Source organism: Leptospira sarikeiensis (genome assembly GCF_004769615.1).
GTDB classification, from domain to species: domain Bacteria; phylum Spirochaetota; class Leptospiria; order Leptospirales; family Leptospiraceae; genus Leptospira_B; species Leptospira_B sarikeiensis.
The window spans coordinates 168,709-192,247 of record NZ_RQGF01000042.1 but is presented as its reverse complement, the minus strand read 5'-3'; the positions used below and the strand labels follow the sequence as shown (position 1 = coordinate 192,247).

The 23,539-nt window shown below is 40.4% G+C and carries 19 protein-coding genes; 12 read left to right on the top strand and 7 right to left on the bottom strand.

All coding sequences use genetic code 11. The features are described 5' to 3' along the window. Positions 1–310: 310 nt before the first annotated feature. A complete protein-coding gene (locus tag EHQ64_RS19400) occupies positions 311–2,059 on the top strand; it encodes an FG-GAP-like repeat-containing protein (protein WP_246048852.1) in 1,749 nt (582 codons plus the stop codon). 16 nt (positions 2,060–2,075) lie between these two features. Here the strand turns inward: EHQ64_RS19400 and EHQ64_RS19395 are convergent, their stop codons facing one another. The 3 genes from EHQ64_RS19395 to EHQ64_RS19385 all read right to left on the bottom strand — a co-directional run bounded on the left by EHQ64_RS19395 (position 2,076) and on the right by EHQ64_RS19385 (position 4,275). Further along, positions 2,076–2,858 carry an enoyl-CoA hydratase/isomerase family protein gene (locus tag EHQ64_RS19395; protein WP_135651460.1) on the bottom strand — a complete coding sequence of 261 codons (783 nt, stop codon included), beginning with the start codon at positions 2,856–2,858 and terminating at the stop codon, positions 2,076–2,078. 225 nt (positions 2,859–3,083) lie between these two features. Further along, a complete protein-coding gene (locus EHQ64_RS19390; RefSeq protein WP_135651459.1) occupies positions 3,084–3,833 on the bottom strand; it encodes an SDR family NAD(P)-dependent oxidoreductase in 750 nt (249 codons plus the stop codon). Positions 3,834–3,972: 139 nt separating this feature from the next. Next, complete coding sequence (locus EHQ64_RS19385; protein ID WP_135651458.1) at positions 3,973–4,275, bottom strand: ArsR/SmtB family transcription factor; 303 nt, start codon at positions 4,273–4,275, stop codon at positions 3,973–3,975. A 197-nt stretch (positions 4,276–4,472) separates the two neighbouring features. On the opposite strand from EHQ64_RS19385, the gene EHQ64_RS19380 reads away from it, so the two are divergent. Further along, positions 4,473–5,579, top strand: a complete 1,107-nt coding sequence (locus EHQ64_RS19380; protein ID WP_135651457.1) for a PepSY-associated TM helix domain-containing protein — start codon at positions 4,473–4,475, stop codon at positions 5,577–5,579. A gap of 83 nt (positions 5,580–5,662) precedes the next feature. Here the strand turns inward: EHQ64_RS19380 and EHQ64_RS19375 are convergent, their stop codons facing one another. The 3 genes from EHQ64_RS19375 to EHQ64_RS19365 form a co-directional block, all read right to left on the bottom strand. Then, a complete protein-coding gene (locus tag EHQ64_RS19375; RefSeq protein WP_135651456.1) occupies positions 5,663–6,232 on the bottom strand; it encodes an LIC_11695 family lipoprotein in 570 nt (189 codons plus the stop codon). A gap of 23 nt (positions 6,233–6,255) precedes the next feature. After that, on the bottom strand, positions 6,256–8,568 hold the full coding sequence (locus EHQ64_RS19370) for a TonB-dependent receptor (RefSeq protein WP_246048851.1): 2,313 nt from the start codon (positions 8,566–8,568) through the stop codon (positions 6,256–6,258). A gap of 349 nt (positions 8,569–8,917) precedes the next feature. Further along, complete coding sequence (locus tag EHQ64_RS19365) at positions 8,918–11,947, bottom strand: DUF1554 domain-containing protein (RefSeq protein ID WP_167882434.1); 3,030 nt, start codon at positions 11,945–11,947, stop codon at positions 8,918–8,920. A 356-nt stretch (positions 11,948–12,303) separates the two neighbouring features. Between EHQ64_RS19365 and EHQ64_RS19360 the strand changes: the two genes are divergently transcribed. Together EHQ64_RS19360 and EHQ64_RS19355 are read left to right on the top strand one after the other, a co-directional pair. Then, positions 12,304–13,008, top strand: a complete 705-nt coding sequence (locus EHQ64_RS19360) for an OmpA family protein (protein WP_246048850.1) — start codon at positions 12,304–12,306, stop codon at positions 13,006–13,008. A 10-nt stretch (positions 13,009–13,018) separates the two neighbouring features. Next, positions 13,019–14,215, top strand: a complete 1,197-nt coding sequence (locus tag EHQ64_RS19355) for a hypothetical protein (RefSeq protein WP_135651453.1) — start codon at positions 13,019–13,021, stop codon at positions 14,213–14,215. A 3-nt stretch (positions 14,216–14,218) separates the two neighbouring features. Here the strand turns inward: EHQ64_RS19355 and soxR are convergent, their stop codons facing one another. After that, the gene (soxR, locus tag EHQ64_RS19350) at positions 14,219–14,668 is read right to left on the bottom strand and encodes a redox-sensitive transcriptional activator SoxR (RefSeq protein WP_135651452.1); all 450 of its coding nucleotides are present in this window, start codon (positions 14,666–14,668) and stop codon (positions 14,219–14,221) included. A gap of 200 nt (positions 14,669–14,868) precedes the next feature. Between soxR and EHQ64_RS19345 the strand changes: the two genes are divergently transcribed. From EHQ64_RS19345 to EHQ64_RS19310, 8 genes are all read left to right on the top strand, one after another. Next, complete coding sequence (locus EHQ64_RS19345) at positions 14,869–15,450, top strand: NADPH-dependent FMN reductase (RefSeq protein ID WP_246048849.1); 582 nt, start codon at positions 14,869–14,871, stop codon at positions 15,448–15,450. A 12-nt stretch (positions 15,451–15,462) separates the two neighbouring features. Continuing rightward, entirely contained in the window at positions 15,463–16,731 is a 1,269-nt protein-coding gene (locus EHQ64_RS19340; protein WP_135651450.1) for an MFS transporter, read from the top strand. A 120-nt stretch (positions 16,732–16,851) separates the two neighbouring features. After that, positions 16,852–17,244 (top strand): OsmC family protein, encoded by a 393-nt coding sequence (locus tag EHQ64_RS19335; protein WP_135651449.1) that lies wholly within the window; start codon positions 16,852–16,854, stop codon positions 17,242–17,244. 2 nt (positions 17,245–17,246) lie between these two features. After that, positions 17,247–17,465, top strand: a complete 219-nt coding sequence (locus EHQ64_RS19330; protein ID WP_135651448.1) for a (4Fe-4S)-binding protein — start codon at positions 17,247–17,249, stop codon at positions 17,463–17,465. A gap of 97 nt (positions 17,466–17,562) precedes the next feature. Continuing rightward, positions 17,563–18,717 carry a hypothetical protein gene (locus EHQ64_RS19325; protein ID WP_135651447.1) on the top strand — a complete coding sequence of 385 codons (1,155 nt, stop codon included), beginning with the start codon at positions 17,563–17,565 and terminating at the stop codon, positions 18,715–18,717. A 57-nt stretch (positions 18,718–18,774) separates the two neighbouring features. Next, on the top strand, positions 18,775–21,120 hold the full coding sequence (locus EHQ64_RS19320; protein WP_135651446.1) for a sigma-54 interaction domain-containing protein: 2,346 nt from the start codon (positions 18,775–18,777) through the stop codon (positions 21,118–21,120). 195 nt (positions 21,121–21,315) lie between these two features. Beyond that, entirely contained in the window at positions 21,316–22,170 is an 855-nt protein-coding gene (locus tag EHQ64_RS19315) for a hypothetical protein (RefSeq protein ID WP_135651445.1), read from the top strand. A gap of 46 nt (positions 22,171–22,216) precedes the next feature. Further along, positions 22,217–23,401: a DUF4785 family immunoglobulin-like domain-containing protein gene (locus EHQ64_RS19310; RefSeq protein ID WP_135651444.1), complete on the top strand. Its 1,185-nt coding sequence runs from the start codon at positions 22,217–22,219 to the stop codon at positions 23,399–23,401. Positions 23,402–23,539 lie beyond the last annotated feature (138 nt).

The following is a 23,539-nucleotide window of genomic DNA, read 5'->3' as shown; positions in this document are numbered from 1 at the left end:
CTCTAACGAAATTTCTTGAAAAATAAAAACAAAAAAATATTCGGAAGTCTCCCTCGAACGCGGGAGGTTGAAAATTTCAATTTTTAGAATAGTTTTTTCATTTTTTATAAATGAGTTGTAATAAGGTCCGTTCCGGAATGTAAATATATTTCGAATGCGAAAAATTCCTTCGAAAACATTCGGACCCTTGACCCTTTGTAAAAGATTTACGAAGCGGTTTTTCACGCTCGATTTCTCTAAATTCAGGATAATCCCTTACGGGATAATTTTTATTTTCCCTATTTTCATCCAAGCCTGCCGTATTCAGGGCATGAATCTGGCCTTTGAAGCAATTCTCGAGGCCCAAATCGCCTGTTTGATGGTTGGTAATACATGTGTAGATGCAGCCACAATACCGATCGGGGATGTAACTCCACCTTCCATCGCAATTACAAGTCTTCCTACGAACGGACTTCCTAATATTGAAACCGGTTTTATATTTGGAGCTGCAGGCGATGATACTGCACTTGCTTCCGTAGAAGTAAGTCTTGATGGAGGAGCTTATACGACTGCGACCGGAACTACCTCTTGGAGTTTTGCTCTACCAAATGGCTCTTCTACTTGGAGACTCGGTTCCCATCATACGATTAATATCAGATGTTTGGATACGAGCGGAAATATATCCAATATCATTAGTCTGAATGTTCGGAAAGGAAGGAACAAAGATATCAATGGAGACGGCTACGGAGATCTAGTAGTTCTAGCTCCGGGAGATTCCTCAGGTGCTGGAATGGCCTATGTTTATTTTGGCGGACCTAGCGGAATTACTGCTGTAGATACGACAGGTGCAAACCAAGCGATCCAGGGCCAACAAAGAATGGGATATGCTGCTGCAGTCGGAGATGTGAACGGGGACGGATACGGAGATATTGCGATCGGAGCCTCGGACTATTCTTCTTTGCAAGGAGTAGTTTATGTATTTCACGGAAGCGCCGGTGGATTTTCCACAAGTAACGCTACGAGTGCAGATAGAGTCTTGAATTACACCGGATCCAATGAATTCGGATATGTGGTCGCTCTAGGAGATGTGAACGGAGACGGATACGATGATCTAGCCACAGGAGCGTATCGTGTGTCCGGATTTTCAGGTCTTGCATTCATTTATTATAGTACTGGTAGCGGAGGAATTTCTGGAACGGCAGGAACTACAATCTCTGGCCCCGGTGGTAGCAATTTCGCCTGTGGTATGGCTCTAGGAGATGTGAATGGAGACGGCTTTTCAGACTTTATCGTAGGTGGAAATGCATACTCGGGTTCCGCAGGAGCGATTTGGGTCTTTCATAGTAGTGGAACTGCGGGAGTAACGAATTCTTCATATACAACTGCTAACTCGATAGTTGTAGGAGAATCTATGAGTAATTTTGGGATTCGAGTTTTTACCGCAGATGTAAACGGAGACGAGTACTTTGACGTAGCTGTAGGAGCTCCTCAATACAGCAGCTTTTTGGGAAGAACATACGTATTCAATAGTACAGGAACTACAAGCGGTATCACTGTGAATAGCGCAACACTCGCCACAACAATTGTTAGTTCTTCCGTATCCAGTTCGCTCGGTTTAGGTTTAAGCATGGGTGATGTGGATAACGACGGGTTCGATGATCTTGTATCCGGAGCCCCCAGTTACAGTTCAGGCCAAGGAAGAGTATTTCTAAATCGAAGTAACGGAACCCAAGTCTCTTCTACGCCTTTAGCTATTATTGTAGGAGAATCGGGCGGTGATTCTTTCGGAAATGGAGTCACGGTAGTAGATATAAATGGGGATAGTCGTGGAGATTTAGTCGCCGGGGCTGTCGGTTATCCGGCAGGAACCGCGGAAGGAAGAGCTTATTATTTCCATAGCGGCGGTTCCGGAGTATTTAGTGCAACGAATGCAGGCTCTGCAGATAGGATTATCGACGGGCTTACAAGCAGCGAATTCGGAAGTATGTTGGTCCTGGCCGAAGATCCAGAAAAATCTTATCTAAAATTTTTCGGATCTAAGGACATATTTTTACTCGAACCCTATAGGCTCAAAATTTAGAAAATCTGAATATAGTTCAGGTCAATTTCGGTCTTCTTTTTTCCTTAAGTGCGCTCATTGCTTCTAAAAGATTCGAAATCACTTTAGGATTTTCAAAACTATCCTTGGTGAATTGTAATTGGGAATCGAATTTTTCCAGAATGTCCTTATGGATCGCATCTTTTGTTCTTCTATAGGCGCTTGGAGCAATTGCCATCACCTCGTCCAATTTTTTGAGGACTTGTTTGCGAAGATCATCTTTATTATCCGAAACCTCGTTGATAAGAGAGATTTCTTTTGCTTCTCCCGCCTTATAAGCCGTTCCTAAAAGACAAATTTCATTCAAATATTCCGACTTGACAGTGATCTTTAATTTATCTATAAAACTGATCGGAAGAGGAAGTCCAACAAGAACCTCTGTGAATGCGATCCTCGCTTTGCCTTCCAACATAAATTTGAAATCGCAGGCAAGAGTGATCACCGCACCTCCACCCATCGCGTAACCTGTCACTTCAGCGAGCAAAGGTTTATTAAAACTTAATATTTTACCGAATAGGATCACGATCTGGCCCATTTCGTCGGTCAATTTTTCCTTGGGGGTATTTACTATATTCTCAGCGTCGATACCATTGCAAAAAAATTTAGGATTATCGGAACTGATCCAAGCTGCACGGATGGAATCGTCTTTTGCGATATCCGCAAGAATATTTTCCAGTTCGATCATATTCTCTCTTGTTAACGAGTTTTGATCGTTTGTTTGGATCTTGATACATTCGGCCTTGCCGTTCTTTAATTGGATGGATTCCCGCAAATAGTTCATACGGATTGAAGTTAAAAATATGAACCCAGTGATCCAGTAAAATTTTCAGAGCAAAATAGGAAAGAAGTTGGGACTAGAAACTGTTTGGGGCGCCTCCCGCTTTGCGGGACCGGGCCCTCAGCTCCGGTCCATTTATTTCCGCACTCTCATATATTATAAAAATAAAATATAGGAGGAAATAAACGGACCCCGCTTCGGTCCCTGGCGCGTCCCGAAACGGAAAAATTATTTATACCCTCCGGAAGCACCGATCCTTTCCCCTGTAAGCCAGAAGGAATCGTCGGATGCCAAGAATACCGCGACTTTTGCAATATCATCAGGCTGTCCTAATCTTCCCAATGGAGTTTTAGAAATGATCTCTTTTTCAAATTCACTTCCGATTAATCCCAAACTATGAGCTCCTTCTGTTTCCACGCCGCCCGGTGCAATCGTATTCACCCTGATCTTTTTGGGACTTAATTCCATTGCTAAAACTTTGGATATAGTATCTAAGGCTCCTTTCGTTGAAGCATATACGACAGATTGAGGAGGAGGGAATTCACTCGCGATAGAACTAATGTTGATCACGGATCCTCCATCTGAAGGGAAATAATTCAAGGATTCCTGAGTCGCTAAGATCGGACCTAATACATTCGTATTCGTTTGTCTATGGAACTCTTCTTCTGTTACTTCTTCCAAAGCTGCAAATTTGAAAACACCCGCATTGTTTACGAGTATGTCTACTTTGCCGAAATTTTTTTTGGTTTCCGCAAATAAACGTTTTACGTCGGCGATCTTGGACATATCCCCTTGGACAGCAATCGCTTTGCCTCCGTTCTTCTCGATCTCAGCGACAACTTTCTCTGCGCCTTCTTTACTGGAAGAATAGTTTACTACAACGGAAGCTCCTTCTAATCCGAAACTTTTAGCGATCCCTGCGCCAATCCCTTTAGAGGCTCCCGTCACTACCGCTACTTTTCCTTTTAACTTACTCATCTAAAACTCCTGATAATTCCTTTGGAATAATTCTATAGTTAGACAACTATCGAAATGAAAAGTTTGATGAGGTCGTTTTAATATTTCGATAATTATAGAAATATCGAAATATGTTTAAAGTTTCAACTTCGGTCTAAAATCAGATTTTTGATAATCGATCAAGGTATGCTTGGAAAACTTCTCGTCTTAAACTGAGGTTCATAAACTTTCCGCTACGGATCGTTTCTATAAGACCTGCATTTTCCAATTCTTTAATATGATGGGATAGGGTAGCCGGGCTGATCTTTTGGCTTTCGTAGATCTGTCCGCAAGCAGTAGGCTCCTTGGAGGTGCCGATCTGTTTTAGGATCTGTACCCTTCTTGGCTCTGCTAGAGCCTTGGATATTTTAGTGAACTCTTTATCCGAAAGTTTAATCGATTTTGAAGAAGCCACTCTCTCCATACTTAAACTTTTAGACTGCTCTGTCTAAAACATTCTATAAAAAGCCAAACCAGGCCGAGGGAGGAGCGAATTTGTAGTAACTACGACTCTAGATAATCTTGTAGTCTTCGCTTTCGGTCCGTTTTCTTCATTTTTAATTGATATTGAGACTTAGTATCGAATATTGGTATGTACAAACCATGGGAAAAGGACCTTAAATGAACCGTAAAAGACTCTACCAATTCCATTCCATACTGGGAGTATTTAGCGGATTATTCTTAATTATCATAGGTCTTTCCGGTTCCTTTCTGATCTTCGCAAGAGAGATAGACCAAATATTTCATCCGGAAGAATTCAAGATCCAAATCGGATCAGAAAGAAGATCCATCGATTCCTTAAGACAAAGCTTAAGAGACAAACTTCCTCCTCATACGTTGGCGGGCTGGTTATTACAAGAAAATTCTGATACACCGGATCAGGTTTGGGTCCATTTTTTGGGATCTGAAAAAGGGGAAGAGTCGGTAATCTTGATCAATCCTTTCACAGGAGAATTGAACGGTAAATTAAACGAAGCAAGGTCTGAATCCTTTTACGGATGGATGCTAATGCTTCATTATACATTATTTTTAGGAAATACTGGCTACGTTCTGATTGGGATTTTAGGAGCCGTTTTCTTTTTCCAAGGTATAAGCGGAGTGATCCTATATCGGAATATCTGGGAAAACTTATTTAGGCTAAGAAGTGGAGAATCCATACGAACATATTTTTCAGACCTTCATAAACTCGTAGGTGTATTTACCTTGGTCTTTAATTTAGTCTTAGGATTTACAGGAGCATGGTGGAATATAAGCACAACGATCAATACGATCGTAAACGGTTTTCCTCCGGAAGTTATAGGGAAATTCCTGGAGGACTCCGTTTCAGTAGATAAAATGTCGGAGGAATCTGTTCAAAAGTTCCCAGGATTTAAGCTTGGCTTCATTTCTTTTCCTCATCATAGAGAAGGGGACCCTGTTGTATTGTATGGAGTCGAGAACGACTCCAATCCTTTCAAGAGTAGATTTGGCTCTTACGTCGTATTCGATGCCAAAACTTCCGAACTAATAAAAATTTGGGATCTTTCTAAGGAAAATTTTTTACATTCCATAGTAGACTCATTTAAACCGCTCCATTTCGGCACTTTCGGAGGAATATTTACTAAGATCATTTGGGTGATTTTAGGACTCGCTCCCGGAATTTTATCTTTAACAGGGATAGGCATATTGATATCCAAGCAGAGAATGAAGATACAAAGGAAAAAAGAAAAATCCGTCTCTAAAATATAATAAAAATAGAATGTTCTGGATAAAAAGAACGCCGGATAAAACCGGCGCGAAGTCAGAGTGAAAGACAGAAATCTTATTAAAAATTATTCCCAGCACTGTCCTTGTACGTAACATTTATAGATGGATCCGATTCCAGAAGAGGTTGCCGCTTCTTGGCAGGCGCCCTTTGCTGTTGTGGATGTGAATCCGTAATACTGCATTGCAGGAACTAGATACTCATGTTCCCCGATATAGGAGTATGCGTAAGGGATTGGATCGTTGATCCCGTCCACACCTTCGTAAATACAAGCGCTAACCTTATTAGGAACCACACAAGGACCGTCTATAAGATCGATCTTAAGATCCAGATCTATTCCAGTTTTCATTTCCGCGACAAAATCATCCAAACCTTCTTCCCATTCCGCTTTTTTCTCGAGGTATGCAGTTGAATATTCTCTACAAAAGAATATTTCTCCGTTTGGTCTTGTGAACCTGTGGCTATAAGCGATAGTAAGCCCTAAACTTTCTCCCTCGCTTGCTGAATTTTTCTTAAGAAGAAGGACTTGAAGGATCCCGTTCGTATCCAACTTTTCTTCTCCTTCTAGCTCTTTACAAAAATGTAAAGTAGCAGAAATCGCTAAAACGATTAGCCCTAGTTTTATTGTTTTTTTCATTTTGAATCTCCTGGATTTGATCCTTATATCTTATAATTTATAATGAATCCGTAGGTCCTTGGGGCCCCCGGGACTGCTTGGAAAGTCCCGTCCAAATAAGAGGTGAAATAATATTTATCGTATACGTTATTGCAGTAGATATAGGCGGAGATTGTTTCTCCTTCAAATCCTGCTCTTAGGTTCGTGACGGTATAAGGGTTGCTATAAATCGTATTGTCCGCGGCGAAGAACATCTTGCCGACTGCTTGGAATTCCCAGCGGAAGAAAAATCCTGAATGATTTCTAAATTGAAGATAACTTACTATATCGTATTTTGGAATGAAATGGACCTGCTTTCCGTCAAAGTCCTTATCCAAAACACGATCATAAAATTTATTGAATATACCTTCCGTATAACCTGCAGAAAATCCTAGGCGAACTGGTTTCCAGGGTTTTGCGTATGCTTCTATTTCTGCTCCTCTGATAGTGACTCTTTCTGCGTTCAGATTTACCGATTGAGCGATCGATATCGCTCTTACGACCTGAAAGTCCCTTGTCTCGGTATAAAAATGAGTGAAGTTTAGGCCGAGTGTTCGTTTGAAATATTCGGACTTGATACCCGCTTCCAGAGTATCGTTGATCTCAGGTTTAAAATCCGCTTGGGAAGCTTGGTTTACAACCGTGCTGTATCCCGCGTTCTTATAACCTCTACTCAATCCAACGAATATCATGAAAGAATCGTTCGGTTTGTAATCGAATATCAGTCTAGACACATTGTATTGATAGGAATCGTCCCTTCTGTATTCGGGAGATAGGATCCGAATGTCTCCATACGGATTATTCGGTAGAAAGCCTGTCGCGTCTTGGCTATGATCCAACTTTATCTTTTGGGTCTCTATCCTGGAGCCTAATGTGATCGTGAACTTCTCTAAGAAAGTATAACTATTATGTGTGAATAAGCTGATCGTTTGATCTTCTATTCTTGCATGATGTGTCTGTCGAGTGGGTGCGTATAATCCTGAGAAAGTCCGATATGTATAGGTGTTCTTTAGATATTCTCTAGTGTTCGTGCTATCCGAGATCTTATGATAGAAGAAAGTTCCGAGCTTAAATTGAAGAGGATCTTTTTTATCGGTGGATTCGATTGTGGCTTCATGTGTTTGAGTGGTAGTATGTTCAACATATTCACCTTTGCTCTGTGCGTTTTTGGTGAAGTCTGAATCCACAGTCAATGGATCGATCGCCATTTTTCTTAGGCTGGATACAGTTCTAAAGATCGCAGAGGGAAGTTTATAACTTATATTACTCGAATAAGTGTTTCCGGTTACGTTGGATGTTCCCTCATAATCCCAATAAACTTTTCGAACTGCGTTACTTCTATTAATGAAAATGCGAATATTCTCATCGCAGTTTTCAGGGCTGACCGCACATCCTTTATAAACACTTTTGAGCCTTTCAGATTTAGAACCTAGGTAGTTTACAATATTTAAAGAACCGTCATCGAAAGTCTCAGCGCTTGCTTGAAGATCTATCTCAAGATTTTCGGTAGGGGTCCAGTAGACCCTAAATCTTCCTGCTTTTCCTTTTCTTCCATCCGGATGAGTCGCATAAAATTCAATTGGGACATCTGAGAGAAGATTGTTTGGATAATTGAATCCTGTTATATTATTTAGATATCCGTCCCTTTGTGTGGACTTTCCAGAAACGCCTACGTAGAGTTTATCCTTAATGATAGGGGTATTATAGAAGAAGGAATATTCTTGTTTATTATAATTTCCTAAATCTACAGTGAATCTTCCTTGTGGGAGATTGTTAGGTTTTTTGGTTTTAATTTCGACCACGCCACCTTGGAAGTTTTTTCCGAATACGGTGGCTTGAGATCCTCTATGGACTTCTATACTATCCAAGCCGAACAGCTCAGTATTCAAAGCTACGTTATCTGCAAGAGGGACGCCGTCTACGATCATGCCCACAGCAGGTTCGCTAAAGGCGATACTTCTCATTCCTCTAATATTAAAATAAGTGAAATTCCTGGATCCGGAATCTATGATCGCGAAATTAGGGACTTGTTTATCGATATCATTCGCCCTCGCAATCCCTGTGTCTTGGATGTCTTGGTCGTTAAACCTGGAAATACTTCCGGGGGTTTTGAAAATTTCCCTATCTCTCTGATCTCTTTTTCCTTGGATTACGATCCCGCCCTCGGTGGGATCCATCTGTCTTTTTTTTAAGGTCTCTTCTTTACCGTTTTTGGGGACAGGAGGAGGGGAGGGTTCTTGAGCATACAAAACACTTCCGTAGAAGAATAAGATCTTTAAAATGATCTGGGAGAAGTTCCGAAAAAACCCAGAATTCATTCAGGCCTCTCCGGGTTCGGATTCGATGTAGATAAGAATGCAGGGGAGGTTGAGTTCCGATTTAGTTGAACGGTGCAAGAATTGAACCTTTGTCTATTCATTGCAGCCAATTGAAAATATGGCTTATAACTCATCAAGAACTATATTGATTCTAGTTCTCAAAATCAATTGATCATTTTTAAAATTTATTAAAAATTGATTAAAATGAGTAATATATAGAGAAAATAGTAGAAAATATAAAAAATTAACTAAGAGTCGGGGAAGAGGGAATTTGTAGTAGCTTCTACAAAAAAGGCCCTTTCATTTCATAGAAAGAGCCTTTTTGGCAGTTTTTATTCTGATCGTAAACTTACTGCTGCACGCAGATAAATTTCTTAGCAACAGAGCAGCTGGCAGCTCCGGAGCTAATAGAGCTGGATCCTAAAGCATTTCCGATCCCGAACTGTCCGTTTATGCCCGAGGTGATATCATCAGTCCACATATTACAATGATTGGTAGATGTGGTCCAATTTGAGTTCAATCCGGTCCAGAATGAATCCGCTCCACTTCCACTAAACGCTGTTGTCAGACTTCCGAAGCTGAAAAGTTTACTCGAATTCGTTGTGAAAACTCTATTAGAATAAGGTAAACTACCTGACTTCAGATAATAATCCTGATTTGCATCTAATACCCAATTTGTTTGGCCTGCGGATGTGCTTCCGTTGGTGGTTGCGATCCTGGTGGAACCGTCTACGATCAATGCCTTATATGTAGCGGATCCCATATCTGTAGGTTTATTCGGATCTGCACCATCATTACAACTATCATCCGCCACTGTCATTCCTGAGTTCAGGTTCCCTGTTTTAGTAAGTGAGGTCACCCAGATCAATTTATCATTATCCAGGTTCTGTACTCCGCAATAATCAGGCGGTTGGTATTGGTCGAAGGTTGCATCACTACTTGTAAGAATACTAAAAGAAACGCAGGAACTTTGGGTTCCATCCACTTGATTATCGTTCTTACCTGTGATCGTTACCGTCTTATTCACATTATAATCGGAAGAAGTAAACGTCATAGTGGTCGGGCTCACGCTCGCACATTCAGTGCTTCCAGATTTACATGAAAGAGTAAAGGTTACATCTCCAGTAGGAGGGGATGCAAGGCCTAATTTCACCTTAAATGTCGCCGAAGTTCCGTCTTCGCTCGTATTCCCGCTTATATTAGAGAAGGATAATACTTGCTCGTCGTCAATATTTCGGATTGGGACCTGAGGGGCAGTATAGGTCAATCCTCCGGTCGCTGCTCCAAATACGATATTATACAATACGTTCCCATCAACGAGTATATCGTCTACTCCGGTAGCCACGATCTTATTTGTTCCGGCTGGAAGCATCGTATTCCAGTTTCCGGAAGTGATCGTGGCGGAAGCGGTAACGTTCCCTTCTGTGGTGTCGTCGCTGGATGCGGTCACAGTCACTGTAGAGCTAGGAGAATTTTGTGTGATCAAATAGATAGTCGCGGTTCCTCCTCCTTCGCTTGTGGAGAAACCTCCCGATCTTCTACAAGAAGAGATCAGATTTGCAACATCGTTATCACAACTATAGTATACAAAGCTTGGTCTTTTTACGAATGTAGTGCTCGTATATTTATCATCCGTTGTGGTGACTGAAGTGTTTACTGTATAATCGTGATTTCCTTCATTTGCACCGTTAGAATTTCCGGTTACGTAAATTTCCTGAGGCATATTCCATCCTCCGGCAACACTCTTGGATGGAGTGAATACCAAACTGGAAGCATTCAATGTTCCGTCGCTCGTGGTACTATTGCTGGAAAGACTTAAAGTTACATTGGAAAGAGGTTGAGATCTCAATCGTATTGTAAATTTGGAATATGTTTGAGGATCTAATTTTGCGGAGTCATCAGTCGCAAATCCATTGATACTCACATTTGAATTACTAGTAAGAGTCGTATTTCCGTTCGCAACGATCACAAATCCAGCGGTATCATCGTCTAGATTATTTACCGTTACGAAATTCGGGCTTGGGGTTCTATTATTATATTTCGAATCCGAGCTAGTCGCTTTCTTAACTCCGATCTGATATTGGACATTCCCATCCATGACATCGTCATCTACTCCGGTTACTACCACCGATTGAGGAGTGTCCCAGTTAGAAGGAGTAAATGTGATAGAAGTTTGATCTATCGTTCCTTCCTTATTATTAGCGTTCACTGAGTCCTTCTTCTCATTAAAAGAAACTGTTACGTTGGCTGTAGGTTCACTTGTTAAAACAACCGTAAAGAAAGCGTTTTGTCCCGCTTCGCTCGTATTCGTGCTTAGAGTTGAAACTACGATCCCAGGACTATCATCATCTGTGATATTTACTTTTACGTCGGGCGGGTTTTCATTTCCGTAATCCGTTGCAGTCCCGAGCACAATGTTTAATAGCACATTTCCGTCTGCGATCTCATTATTGACCGGAGTAACCGTCACGGTCTGAGGAGTATTATAATTTGCTGGAGTGAATGTTAGAAGAGAAGTATCTACACTTGCTCTAGATGGATTGGAACTTGAGACAGGGATCGTTACATTTCCGGGAGGTGACACGGTCAAGGTAACCGTAAATGTTTTTGCAGCTCCGGCCTCGTTGATGTTCAAGGTTGTAGGAGTTACTATAATTGCAGGTTCTTCATAATCGATATTCGTTACGGAAACGGAAGGGATAACTAAATTATTATAATTCGTATCCGAACTCGTAGAATTTCCAAGATTGATCTTGTATTGTATATTTCCATCCACCAGAACATCGTCCACTCCAGTAACAGTTACTACCTGAGGAATGCTGAAATTTCCAGTATTGAATGTTAATGAAGAAGGGGACACGGTCCCTTCTGAAAGATCCGAACTTACGATCGTTGGGATCGTAACATTACTGGATGGAGCCTTACTTAAAACTACTGTAAAACTCGCAGTATTTCCTTTCTCTGTAGTAACTAAATTTTTCTTAGGAGAGACCACAATACTATAGGTATCATCATCGATCACGGTGATGCCCACTGAAGGAGTATACAATCCGTTATAAGATTTATCCGTACTCTGAGCCTTTCCTATATAAAGAGATATGTCCTTATTTCCTTCGATTAGAAGATTATCTATCCCAGAAATGATAATAGTCTGAGGAGTATCCCAGTTGCTTGCAGTAAAAGTTATCGACGGAACTGAAATGCTAGCTCGGTCCGTATGGCTTAAACTAAGAGGAAGGGTAACATCCGCGATAGGGATTTTTGTTAAAGAGATCTCTACCTGAAGGCTTCCGTTACCTGGATTTTCAGGAACAGCATAACTGAAAGCGGGAGAGCTAACGGAAACCCCGTTGGAACTTTGAGCAAATTTTTCGCTCACCCCGAACAGGATATAATCCAAAGAATTCGTCGAACCCTTACATTGGAAAAGAAAAAAGACGGCAAGGAAGGTAGCTGAAATAAATAGTTGATTCCGTTCTTTATGTTGTTTCATCGACCTCGGTCCAATGGGGCGTTTGCTTCTGGTACTAGCTTTAGGAGACGAATATTAACTCGAATCTTTTTCTGAGATTCGGGAAAAAAGTTTTATACCATTCCTTAAGTGCCAGAATTATTCCACTTTTTCAGAAAATTATAAAACTTGCATACTGCTTTGGAATATTAGAAAAAATGCTATCTTGTCTTGCTGCTATACAGCAAAAGGGTCATAACATTCGCTTCCAGCGAGTTTCGATAGTGACCCTATTTTTTCGCAAATCCTTCTATTTTGTCTTATTATTCTCATTAATTTTTGTCGGATGTGCTCGCACTCGATATGCTATCGTTGAGTCAAAAGCGTTCCAAAAATTCTGCGGTTGTGTTCCGGAAGAAGATGTTCCTGCAAACAGTAAGGAAGAGGCTCTTGGAAAATTATCGGAAGGTTCTTTGGAAGATTTGGGGACTCCAAACTATCTTGAGGTAATGTATCGAGGTTTGAAAAAATCCTTCGAATTCTCCGGGATCACATTCGAACAGAGTGAAGAAGGTCTAAAAGCCCCGGGAGTGGAGTTAAGGCGGATCGAAGAGGATAAAAAATTAAGAGAGCTGCTCATCGTAATTGATGGGGACGTTGCCTTTCCTTCCGGTAGATCCACTTTGACGCCTAAAGCAAGAGATCTAATTTCCAAAATCGCAGATGCACTTATGGCTTATCCCGAAACGAACGTTCGGATCGGTGGGCATACGGATACTCCGGGTTCTTTCACATCCAATTTGAAATTGAGTAAGGAAAGGTCCTTCGCAGTTAAGCAGGAACTCAAACAATCCCATGAGATTGCAGAAGAGAGATTTAAGGAAGTAGACGGTTATGCGGATTTACGCAAGATCGTGGATACATTCTTATCCGAAAAGAAGAACAGAAGGACCGAAATATATGTCGGGACTGTCAGGATTGTGTATTAAGGATCATTGAATGAGATTATTACTCTTTTCTAAAATAAAGATCCTAAGTTTTATATTTCTATTCTTATGTTATTATTCTAGTTTTGCTCAAGAACCTGAAAAGGTAGAAAAAGCAGATAAGCAGGAAAAGGCGGAAGATGTCGCGCCTGCAAAGGAAAAGTCTTTTTCCTTATTTTCAGATCCAAACGATACTTTTAATCGTGTGTTCGAGCATAGATTGATGTTTAGAGCAGGTGCCGGGATCGGACAGGTTTCACCTGCCACCTTGAATGAGACCGGGAAAGCTTGGTCGACTGATTCTATCTTAAGAAACGCTGTAGATCCGGATTCTCCGGTTTCTTTTCCCTATAAGGAAGCGAAATCCCTTGGAGTGCAAACCCAGGCATGGGATATCACTTACGGATGGAAAAATAGATTTGAAGTCCAGTTGGCAAGAAATTCTGCATTGGGGAAATTCGGAAAAGAAGAACCTGCATCTACGAATTTTATAACTCCTAGGACTGATCTATATTGGGCTTCCGCATTCGAAGGGAACAGGTTGCTTCGATTTAACGGAGTGAGCGATCATTTAAGATTTTCTTATATTCATCCTGTATTTAGTCGGTTCCGGATTGGTCCTTCGATCAATTTTCATAGGTATACTGAGCAAGATACAAGTTCCTATGGATCTTATTCTACTTCTCGCCCAGGAGCACCGATCCCCGATAAGGCGACTTGGTCTGTAGGCGGAAATGTAGAATCTAATTTTTCCATGAAGGGAGTTCTCCCTGGGATCTACCTAAAGGCAAAGATCACAGAATGGTGGGAGATCAGATCTAGGTTGGAGTTTCTGGATAGAAAAGGGGACTTCTCCGCGATTGGGACCCAGATCTTGCAAGAGTCGGTTTCTAATGCTCCAGGGACTTACAGCATTTCTGTTCCGGCTTACGGAGGTAAGGTCGCGGACAAGGGTACGATTTTTATGATCGAATCCTCGTTTAGATACTGTAGATTTAGCCTAGATATAGGAATGATCCGCCAAGACATCACAAGAACCTACTCTATGTATCTCGGAAATACCACGGGAACAGTTGCGTCTAACGATTATTTATTACGTTTTCCGAATGTAGATCTTGGGCAGATGAGCCATCACTCTAAACAGATCCTGACTGAAATATATATTATGCCTGGGGCATCCTTCTTTTACGATTCCGACGGGATCTATTAATTCCTATTTCTTTTTTCCCATCCAACGTAAGGGGCCGCTTCCGTATCTACTCAATTTATCTTGAGGGTTTGCTAACTTGCATGTAATTAAAGAAAGGCAACCGCAACCGATACAAACCGAAAGCCCGTTCTTTAACCTATGTAATTCCGCGATCTTCTCCTCGATACGGAGACTCCATGTTTTGGAAAGTTTGGACCAATCTTGTCCATTTGGAGTATGATCCTCCGGAAGTTTTGCTATTTCTGCAGCAATCTCATCCAGAGAAAGTCCTACCCTTTGAGCGAATACTATAAAAGCGATCCTCCTCAATACATGTCTAGGGTATTGCCTATGTCCGGAACCGGCTCTTGCTGAGCGGATCAGTCCTCTTTCTTCATAAAAACGTAATGCAGAAGAGGCTACTCCGCTTCTTTTGGAAACTTGTCCTATGCTTAAAAATTCGTCCTTATCCATCTTTATCTCTAATTTAACTAGTTAAAGCTCACTTTAAGTTTAGATTTTATCAGTAGAGGATCATTTACTCAAACATTTTACGTTTTTTCCTAAAAAAACTTAAAAAAATCACAGGCCAACCCTTTACTTCAAGTTCACTTTAACTTGTATAATTAAGACATCCTAAACGGAGAAGGGTTTGCCGGATGATATTAGATAGAATGACTACAGATCGGAGTTTAAAATTAGGGATTATACTAGCTAGCACGCGTAAGGGAAGATTTGGAGAAACCGTCGCAAATTGGTTCGAAGAGGTCGCAAGAGAAGATTATAGATTTGAAACTGAACTGATCGATCTCTTGGATTATTCTCTTCCTTGGAATATGTCTAAGGATATGGATTCGGATCTTTCGTTATTTTCAGAAAAAATTGGAAGCTCGGATGTTTTTGTAGTCATTACACCGGAGTACAATCACGGATATCCTGCGTATTTAAAGTTGGCAATTGACTCGCTTCAAGAAGAATGGAAAGCGAAACCGTTGGGATTTGTTTCTTATGGAGGAAGTTCCGGTGGATTAAGAGCGGTAGAGCAACTACGGAATGTTTTTGCCGAGTTAAGAATGACTACCGTCAAAGATTGTGTTAGTTTTCATTGGGCTCATGCAAGGTTTCATAACGGAAGGCCTACAGAGGAATTTCGTTATCACGCTTCGGCTGAGAGATTATTGAACGAACTGTATTGGTGGGGAAACGTTTTGAAAGAAGCGCGTAAAGAATTCCCTCAATCAGTATTGAGGTCCTGATTTAGGAACGTTATGAAATTTACATTTAGTAAATACCAAATTTTTGTAATCGCCTTATTGGCTTTCATTCAGTTTACGGTGGTCTTGGATTTTATGATCCTTTCTCCTTTGGGAGTTCTGGTCATGGATCAATTAAAGATCGCGACAGATCAATTTGGCTTGGTGGTTTCGGCTTATGCTTTTAGTGCCGGAATATCTGGGATCTTGGCCGCAGGCTTTGCGGACCGTTTCGATAGAAAGAAAATGTTACTTTTTTTCTATAGCGGTTTTGTTCTTGGGACAGTGTTCTGTGGGATTGCTCCTAATTATGAATTTTTGTTATTCGCAAGGATCGTGACCGGAATTTTCGGCGGGGTGATTTCTTCCATTAGTTTTGCGATTATTGCGGATCTATTTCCTTTGGAAGCAAGAGGAAGAGTGATGGGATTTGTAATGACCGCATTCGCCGCGAGTCAGGTGGCTGGACTTCCTCTTGGGATCTTTCTATCCAAACATTGGGGTTGGCAATCTCCATTTTTAATGATCGCAGCTATCAGTGGGCTAGTTGGAATAGCAGTGGCCATTAATCTACAGCCTATCAACTCTCATTTAAAAACTAAGTCTGAAAATAAAGCTCTTAAACATTTGGCTTTGACAGCTGCAAATTCCAATTATCTTCCTGGGTTCTTAGCGACTATGATCCTTGCAACTGGCGGATATATGTTAATGCCTTTTGGATCTGCATTTACTGTACACAACTTAGGGATTTCTTTTGACAATTTTGTTTATGTTTATGCGATTACAGGCTTTGTAAGTATTATTGCTGGACCATTGATTGGTAAAGCAGCAGATACATATGGAAAATATAGTATATTTCTCGTAGCTTCTCTACTAGCTTCTGCGATCATTCTATACTATACTTCTTTAGGGACCAGTCCTCTTTGGTTCGTGATCCTGATCAATAGTACCTTGTTTGTAATGATTACTGGTCGGGTGATTTCTGCGAATGCACTTACTTCCGCAGTTCCGGATCTAAAGGATCGCGGGGCATACATGGCGATCAGCTCTTCCTTACAACAAATGTCCGGGGGAATTGCCGCATACGCAGCTGGTCTGATCGTAGTCCAAACTCCAAGTGGATATATGTTAGGATATCAGAACTTGGGATATGTAGTGACCGGAGCGATTTTACTTACAGTAATTATCATGTATAAGGTGAACGAATACGTTGCTTCCAAAAATCCTGGAATGGTCCCAGGTGAGATGAAACCTGCAGAAGCAGAACTTCCTTTCGAAGCATAAATAAAAAAAGTCCTACAACTGGATCTAAAAATCCCTTTGTAGGACTTCCTTCTTCAAATCCTCGCTCCGGGGCGATCGTATAAGGATTGCAATTCTGACTGGATCGTTATCTTCTAAGTTATGAGCGATTTTGAAGTTACCGTACTAAGCACTCCTGAAAATTACAAGACCATCCTAAAAACCAAAAACCACGAAGTCATCGCAGACGAATCCAAAGAAGATGGAGGAGGGGATCTTGGACCTACACCTCATGAATTTCTTCTTCTATCCTTGGGAGCTTGCACTGATATCACTATCAGAATGTACGCTCAGCGTAAAAAAATGGATCTGAAAGAAGTAACCGTGGAGCTAAATTTAACCAGATGGACGGACAGAAGTGAAATCCAAAGGACAGTTAAGTTAGTAGGAAACTTAAGCGAGCAAGAAAGAGAAAGGCTCTTACAAGTCGCAAATGCTTGTCCGGTCCATAAAACGTTAACTCATCCTATCCAAGTAGAAACAAAATTAGGATAAGCATGGCCGATATCACAAAAGAATATACGAATGGAGAAATCACGGTTTTGTGGAAACCTACGGTTTGTATTCATTCCGCGATTTGTTTCAGAGGACTTCCTTCCGTTTTTCATCCCAAGGAAAAACCTTGGGTAAAAATAGAAGGAGCTCCTTCGGAAGAAATTAAATCCCAAATAGACAAATGTCCTTCCGGGGCATTGAGCTATTTTTCGAATTCTTGATTTAAAAAACGTATATTTAAAATCCATTTAGATTTGGGACCTGAATTGAATATTTTTAGGTCCTAAGATCAAGAGCTGCCTTTCTTCTTAGATCTTTATGAAATCCATCCGCTATAGATCCTTAACGTTTTACTTCTTCCTATTTTCTTTTTTTTCTTATTCTTGTCTAATGTCGGTTTCCGAGAAAAAGGATCCTGGATTCGTATATGTATACAATATACAAGGCAAGAATGAAGAAGATCTGGAATTGAATGCAAAACGTAAAATTTTAGAAGACGGTTTGGGAGAATTGGTGGAGGGAAACACACAGGTCCGAAACGGGCAATTGAAGGAAATCGTTACGAATTCTTCGGTAGAAGGATATGTTTTCTTATATAGTAAGATCGGCCCCACCAGAAAACTTTCGAATGGTATCTTGGAAATAGATGCAAAAGGAAAAGTGAACCATAAAGCGGTGGAGAACGCTTTAAAAGAAAGATATAAGGAACTCGGAAAACCTAAGTTCTTGGTCCTCATAGACGAGATAATATTAGGAAAAAGAAATGTTTCCTATTCGGCGGGAATTGCTGAGAATGAAATGATCAAAACTTTTTCGGAATTCGATTTTTTGGATAAACAACAATTGAGCCGTACCTTATTTAAAGAATTCCCAAAAGGATTATCTGATCTTGCAGATCCGAAAACGGAAGAAAAGATCCTGTCACAGATATCTGGGACCGGAGCTCAAATACTTGTTATAGGCCAGACTGAAATCACAGATTTAGGTAAGATCCTAGATAGCGAGGTACATTCTTACCAATCCGTAGTCCGTTTTAAGATTTTAGACGTGAATACTGCAAGAGTGATCGCAGCAGAAAATTCTTCTGGAGTTTCTCCTCATATAAATCCAGAGATAGGTGTCCAAGGATCCGTTCATAAGGCGATCGAGAAAATTTCCACCAAGATCAGGGATCAAATTTCCGCTAAATGGAAACCGGGGAATTTGATCCGAGTTTCTTTGGAAGGGATCGGATATGAGGAATATACGGATAAAAATATTCGCGGGATCATTCGATCCGTCCCCGGTGTGAATTCGGTGAATGAAACTTCTTCAGGGAAAAAAGGAATTATCGTTTTAGATGTAGAGGCATTGTATAGCGGTAGTGTTCTATATCAGAAGCTTAAGGAAAGACAAGAAGAGTTCGGTTTAGAATTTTTCCAAAAAGAAACAAAACCATCTACCATTTATCTTATTTTTAAAAAAGGAAAATGAGTTCTATTTTCTATTTGCCAAGCGGGTTCAGTTGTAAACACTGCATGGTCCAAACGAATGTTAGAACTCACGATCCATTCTGTAGGAAGATTAACTCCTACTATACTTAGTTTTCTAATCGCTATCCATCTTTGGTTTAGGATCCCGAAAGATAAGGCGACCATTTGGCTTGCATCTTATTTTAGTTTCCTATTTTTATTTAACCTAGGTTATTTTTTAGGATACAGTATTTCTTCCGAAGAAGCCGCATACGCTTGGATATTAGCTTGTAGTATTTGTTTTGCATCCGCTGCGAGACTTCAACTTTCTTATCATTTCGCAGAAACGATTTTCAAAAAAGAATCCAGATGGGTGCTTTGGATCTCATTTTCGATCGCTTGTATCGCTCTTCTGGATTATTTATTCAATTTTCAAGAAGGTAGAAAATGGCTTCTGCCGGTTCATTCGTATGGTTCTACTTATATTTCGATCTTAGTCCCTTCTATCTCTCTTTTGTTCTATAGCGGAAGTCTAGTGGTTGGGATCAGAAAAATGTTCTTTTTCTATTCTAAATCAGGATTCAAGCAGAAAGGTTTTCAAAAATTTAAAGGAGTTTGGCAAGGGAATATAAGTTTTAGAGCGAACTTTTTTCTCACCAGCATCACAGTCTTTGAGATAGGTTTGAATGTTCTATTTCTCTCCGCGTATGCGTATTGGATCGGTAATTCTGCTCTCGCAGAATGGATGAATTTCGGGATCCTTCTAATATTCTCCGCCTATGCATTGGTGTATACGTTGTCTCCGGCTGGCAGGACAGGTTTCACTCCTCGTTTAACCGGAGTTGCTTTGGTATTCGTATTATTATTATGCGGATTTCCGGGACGATTTTACCAAGAGAAAGATTTAGATTCGTTTAAATCAGAACTGGATATGAGAAAGCCGGAAATTTTTTCCAAAAATACATACCAAGGTCAACCTGTCTTTATTCCGATCTCAGAGGTCGAGGCATTCAAGCCCCAGTTCGTTGGAAGTTACTTCGATAGCAGATTTAACTTTTTAGAATTTTACTCGAATCCTGTTTTCGGATTTTATTCGGAACTAGACAGAGGTTGGAAGATTTATCCGTATTCTAAATTTAGAATAAGAGCGAATGAGTCCGCAAGTTTGGTTTCGATTTGGGTCCTAATTTCTGTAGCTTCTTGTCTGTTAATTCTTCCTATATTATTCAGGGCGAGCATCATACTTCCACTAAGACAATTAAAAGAAGATATAGAAAGAAATTCTACGGGAGTGATATCTTCTTCTATAAGTGGGATGGACGAATTGGAATCTTTGAGAGGTTCATTTCGAGAAATTCTCTCTTTGTTAGAGAGGGCAAAACAGCAGATGCCAGAAGTCGGGGGAGAAATTTTAAATCTTAAAGAAAGTATTCATTTAGAACCGAAACGATTGGAATTTGGAGATAGAGTATTAGTATATAAAAGTTCCTTAATGTCCAAACTATTAGAAGATGTTGAAAGGGCTAAAAACTTCAAATATCCGGTTTTAATCACGGGAGAGACCGGTTCAGGAAAGGAGCTGGTCGCTAGATTACTTCATGGCCAAGAAAATAATTTACCGTTTGTCGCGGTGAACTGTGCAAGCATACCTGAATCATTATGGGAATCCGAAATTTTCGGTCATAAGAAGGGTGCGTTTACGGATGCATATTCTGATAGAGCCGGAAAAATTTTAGAAGCTTCCGGCGGTACTATGTTCTTCGATGAGATCGGAGAAATGCCGTTATCTATGCAGGCAAAATTATTGAGAGTATTACAGGAGAATCAGTTTACTCAAGTAGGTTCCGACAAAGTTTTAAAAGCAGATTGTAGATTTATATTCGCGACTCATAGGGATTTGGACAAAGAAGTTCTTAAAAAAAGATTTAGAGAGGACTTATTGTACAGGATCAGGGTTTTCTATTTAAGAAGTCCTTCTTTAAAAGAAAGGCCGGAAGATATTCCTTATTTAATCCGTTATTATTTGGAAAAATTCTCAGTTGAGATAGGTAAACCTATTCCGGAATTAGATCCGAAAGTTTTCAGCTTACTTATGAGTTATTCTTGGCCAGGCAATATTCGTGAGTTGGAACATACAATTCTGAGATCTATGGTCTCGGATAAAGAGGGAGTTTTGGATTTAACATCTTTTCCTGAAATTCTGAAAAATTCAAAATTCAACGCCAAAAAATTTACAGTAGATATCTCTAAACTCCAGAAAATCCAATTAGATGATGAGATCAGATATTATACAAAGTCCTTGGTAGAAGAAGCTTTAAGATTATTTGAAGGAAATAAAACAAAGGCTGCGGAATATTTAGGGATCAAAAGAACAACTCTTACTTATCGTATTAAGGAATTGGGAATTTCGGAAGAGAAGTCCTGACAAAAAATTGTCACTGGCAAATCTTCGCCGTCAAAATTTTGCCAATCCATCCTGATCATTTTTTACATTCTATTCTAAATCGCTGAGGAATGCATTTTTAAAGCATTCTATGTAAGATAACTGTTATATTAAAAATTGGCACACCTATTGCTAAGGGCTATATGCCCAGATTGGGCGAATAGGAGAGATGTTAAAATGAAACAGAAGATATGGATTCTATTATCCTTGTTCTTACTTTCCGCTTCTTTGCAGGCCGAGAAAGTTATTTATGTTCATGGGATGAGTTTAACCGAGTCGAATGAGGCCTGTCAGGACAAAACGGTTTGTCCTTATTGGAAAGTACCTCCAGTGGGAGATTATGTATACGTGGGTTACGATGGAAGAAGAAATCCTTTCGTTTCCGATTCCACTGCAGGAAGTGTCAGGCTCTTGCAAATGTTGAATAAATATTGTCGCAAGGACCAAGGGAAATCCTGCAGGCTAATAGACGATTCATTGGGCGGGTTTACAGGTGCGGGAACCGTTTCGATGTATAATAAAACAGGAATTTATAATATTCTGTATGCGACCCAAATTGTTTCGGCAGAAGGTGGTTCGGAAATCGCAAATTTAGGCGATACAGCTATAGATATTCTCAAAGTAGTTTTTAATATCCAAGGCGGGCTTGGAGACGCATTGATCCAGTCTAGGGATGCGATCCAATCCTTGGTCACTACTTCTGCACGTTCATTATTCGATCATAATCGGAATAACGGGACCTTATTCTATCATTTGGCAGCGAAGAAGAGTATTTTTATCGCAGATCCTTTTTTACCGGGCGAGGACGATAGCTTAGTCGCATTCCATAGTTCCTGCGGATATAGGACTGTTGGCGCGTTCTCGAAATGTATGGGGGAGAAGATCAGAAGTTGCGCCCTGTGTTTTTGGGAAACTCCTAAATTGATCACCCCTTGGGACGGACATTATATGCATCCTCTGGTCCCGATCACTGGGTTGGATATCCCACATGCAGAAGGTCATAACGACGTAAAGTATCACGGAATTCCGTAACGGAAAAGGGCCCGTAGTTTTGCGGGCCCTTTAGGAGTATGAAGTTATGAATAGAATGTTCTTATATATTTTAATTGCCATTTCGATCCTTTCGATCGGGCTTTTTGTTTTTAGGAATGATCCTGATCATCCTGATCGATCTGAAAGGATCGAGAAAAATCTATTTAATGATCCAAGCTTGGGTAACGGGAGTGAAACTTATTCCCTTTGGAAGGAACCGGATCCTGAATCGATCGTTTCGGATTATAGATCTTGGGCGGAATTTCCTCCGGATAGCAGGCCTTTGTCAAGGGCTGATATCGATGTTCTGGAATATAGAAAAGTTAGGGTTTCTCCTCAGATAATGCCTGTCAGATCCGGAGGGATCTTTAAGGATTCGGGTTTTTTATGCGCTTTAGAACCTGAATATCATTCTTTGGTGGAAGGAGAGAATATGAGAATATTCTTATATTGTTTTCGAGCAGGGAATGGCGCTAAAGAAAGACTGGATCTGAAGTCAGTTCGATTAGAGGCAAGAGCAGGCGCTAAGAAATCAAATATAGATATTGGGCTCGGAAATGATAACGGCTTGTCCGGGGATGATATCGCTGGTGACGGCAGATATACATTCTTATTTCGTCCTAGACAGGAAGATTGGGCAGATATGAATATAACTACTAATTTCAAAATTCACTCAGATGCGAATTCTACAGAATATTCTCTTTCTGCGGGCTTTTTCTCTTCACCCGTTTCACCTGCTAAATTCGTATCAAAAAAATTTGATGATAAGTTGAAGGATGGTTCTCTGCAGATTTTCACCGAGATGGATGTAAAAGAATCCGGAGAATATACGATCCAAGCGAATTTATACGGAGCGGGAGAGCCTATCGGGACTTCACGTAAGGAAATATATCTGAAACAAGGAAGGCAAACGATCAGTTTAGAATTTTTTGGACGTTTGTTTTGGAGATCTAGGCAATCCGGTCCTTATACTATCAAAGATCTGAGGGCTCAGCTAAACACAGATGTAATCCAACCTGATTCCTTGACAGGATCTCCGGAAGAGGTAGAGAGTTTTTTAGCGAAAGTAAAAGACGATAGGCCTAAACGTAAGTTAGTGCCATATAGCCAAGATGAGTTTACTACTAAAGCATATCGCCTGGAAGAATTTGCGGAAAAAGAATACGATTCTCCTGATAAACGAAAAAGGATCGCTGACTTGGAAAATTTGAAAAGTAGTTTAGGTCCTTAAGTTTCCAATATTACTATTTCTTCATTTAGGGCCCATTCGAAAGATTTACTATCGATCGAATAGGCCTTTTTGTTTAGATACATGCATAAAAAGTAGGTAACGTTTTTGTCTTTTTTATTCATGTTAGGTGAAAAAACG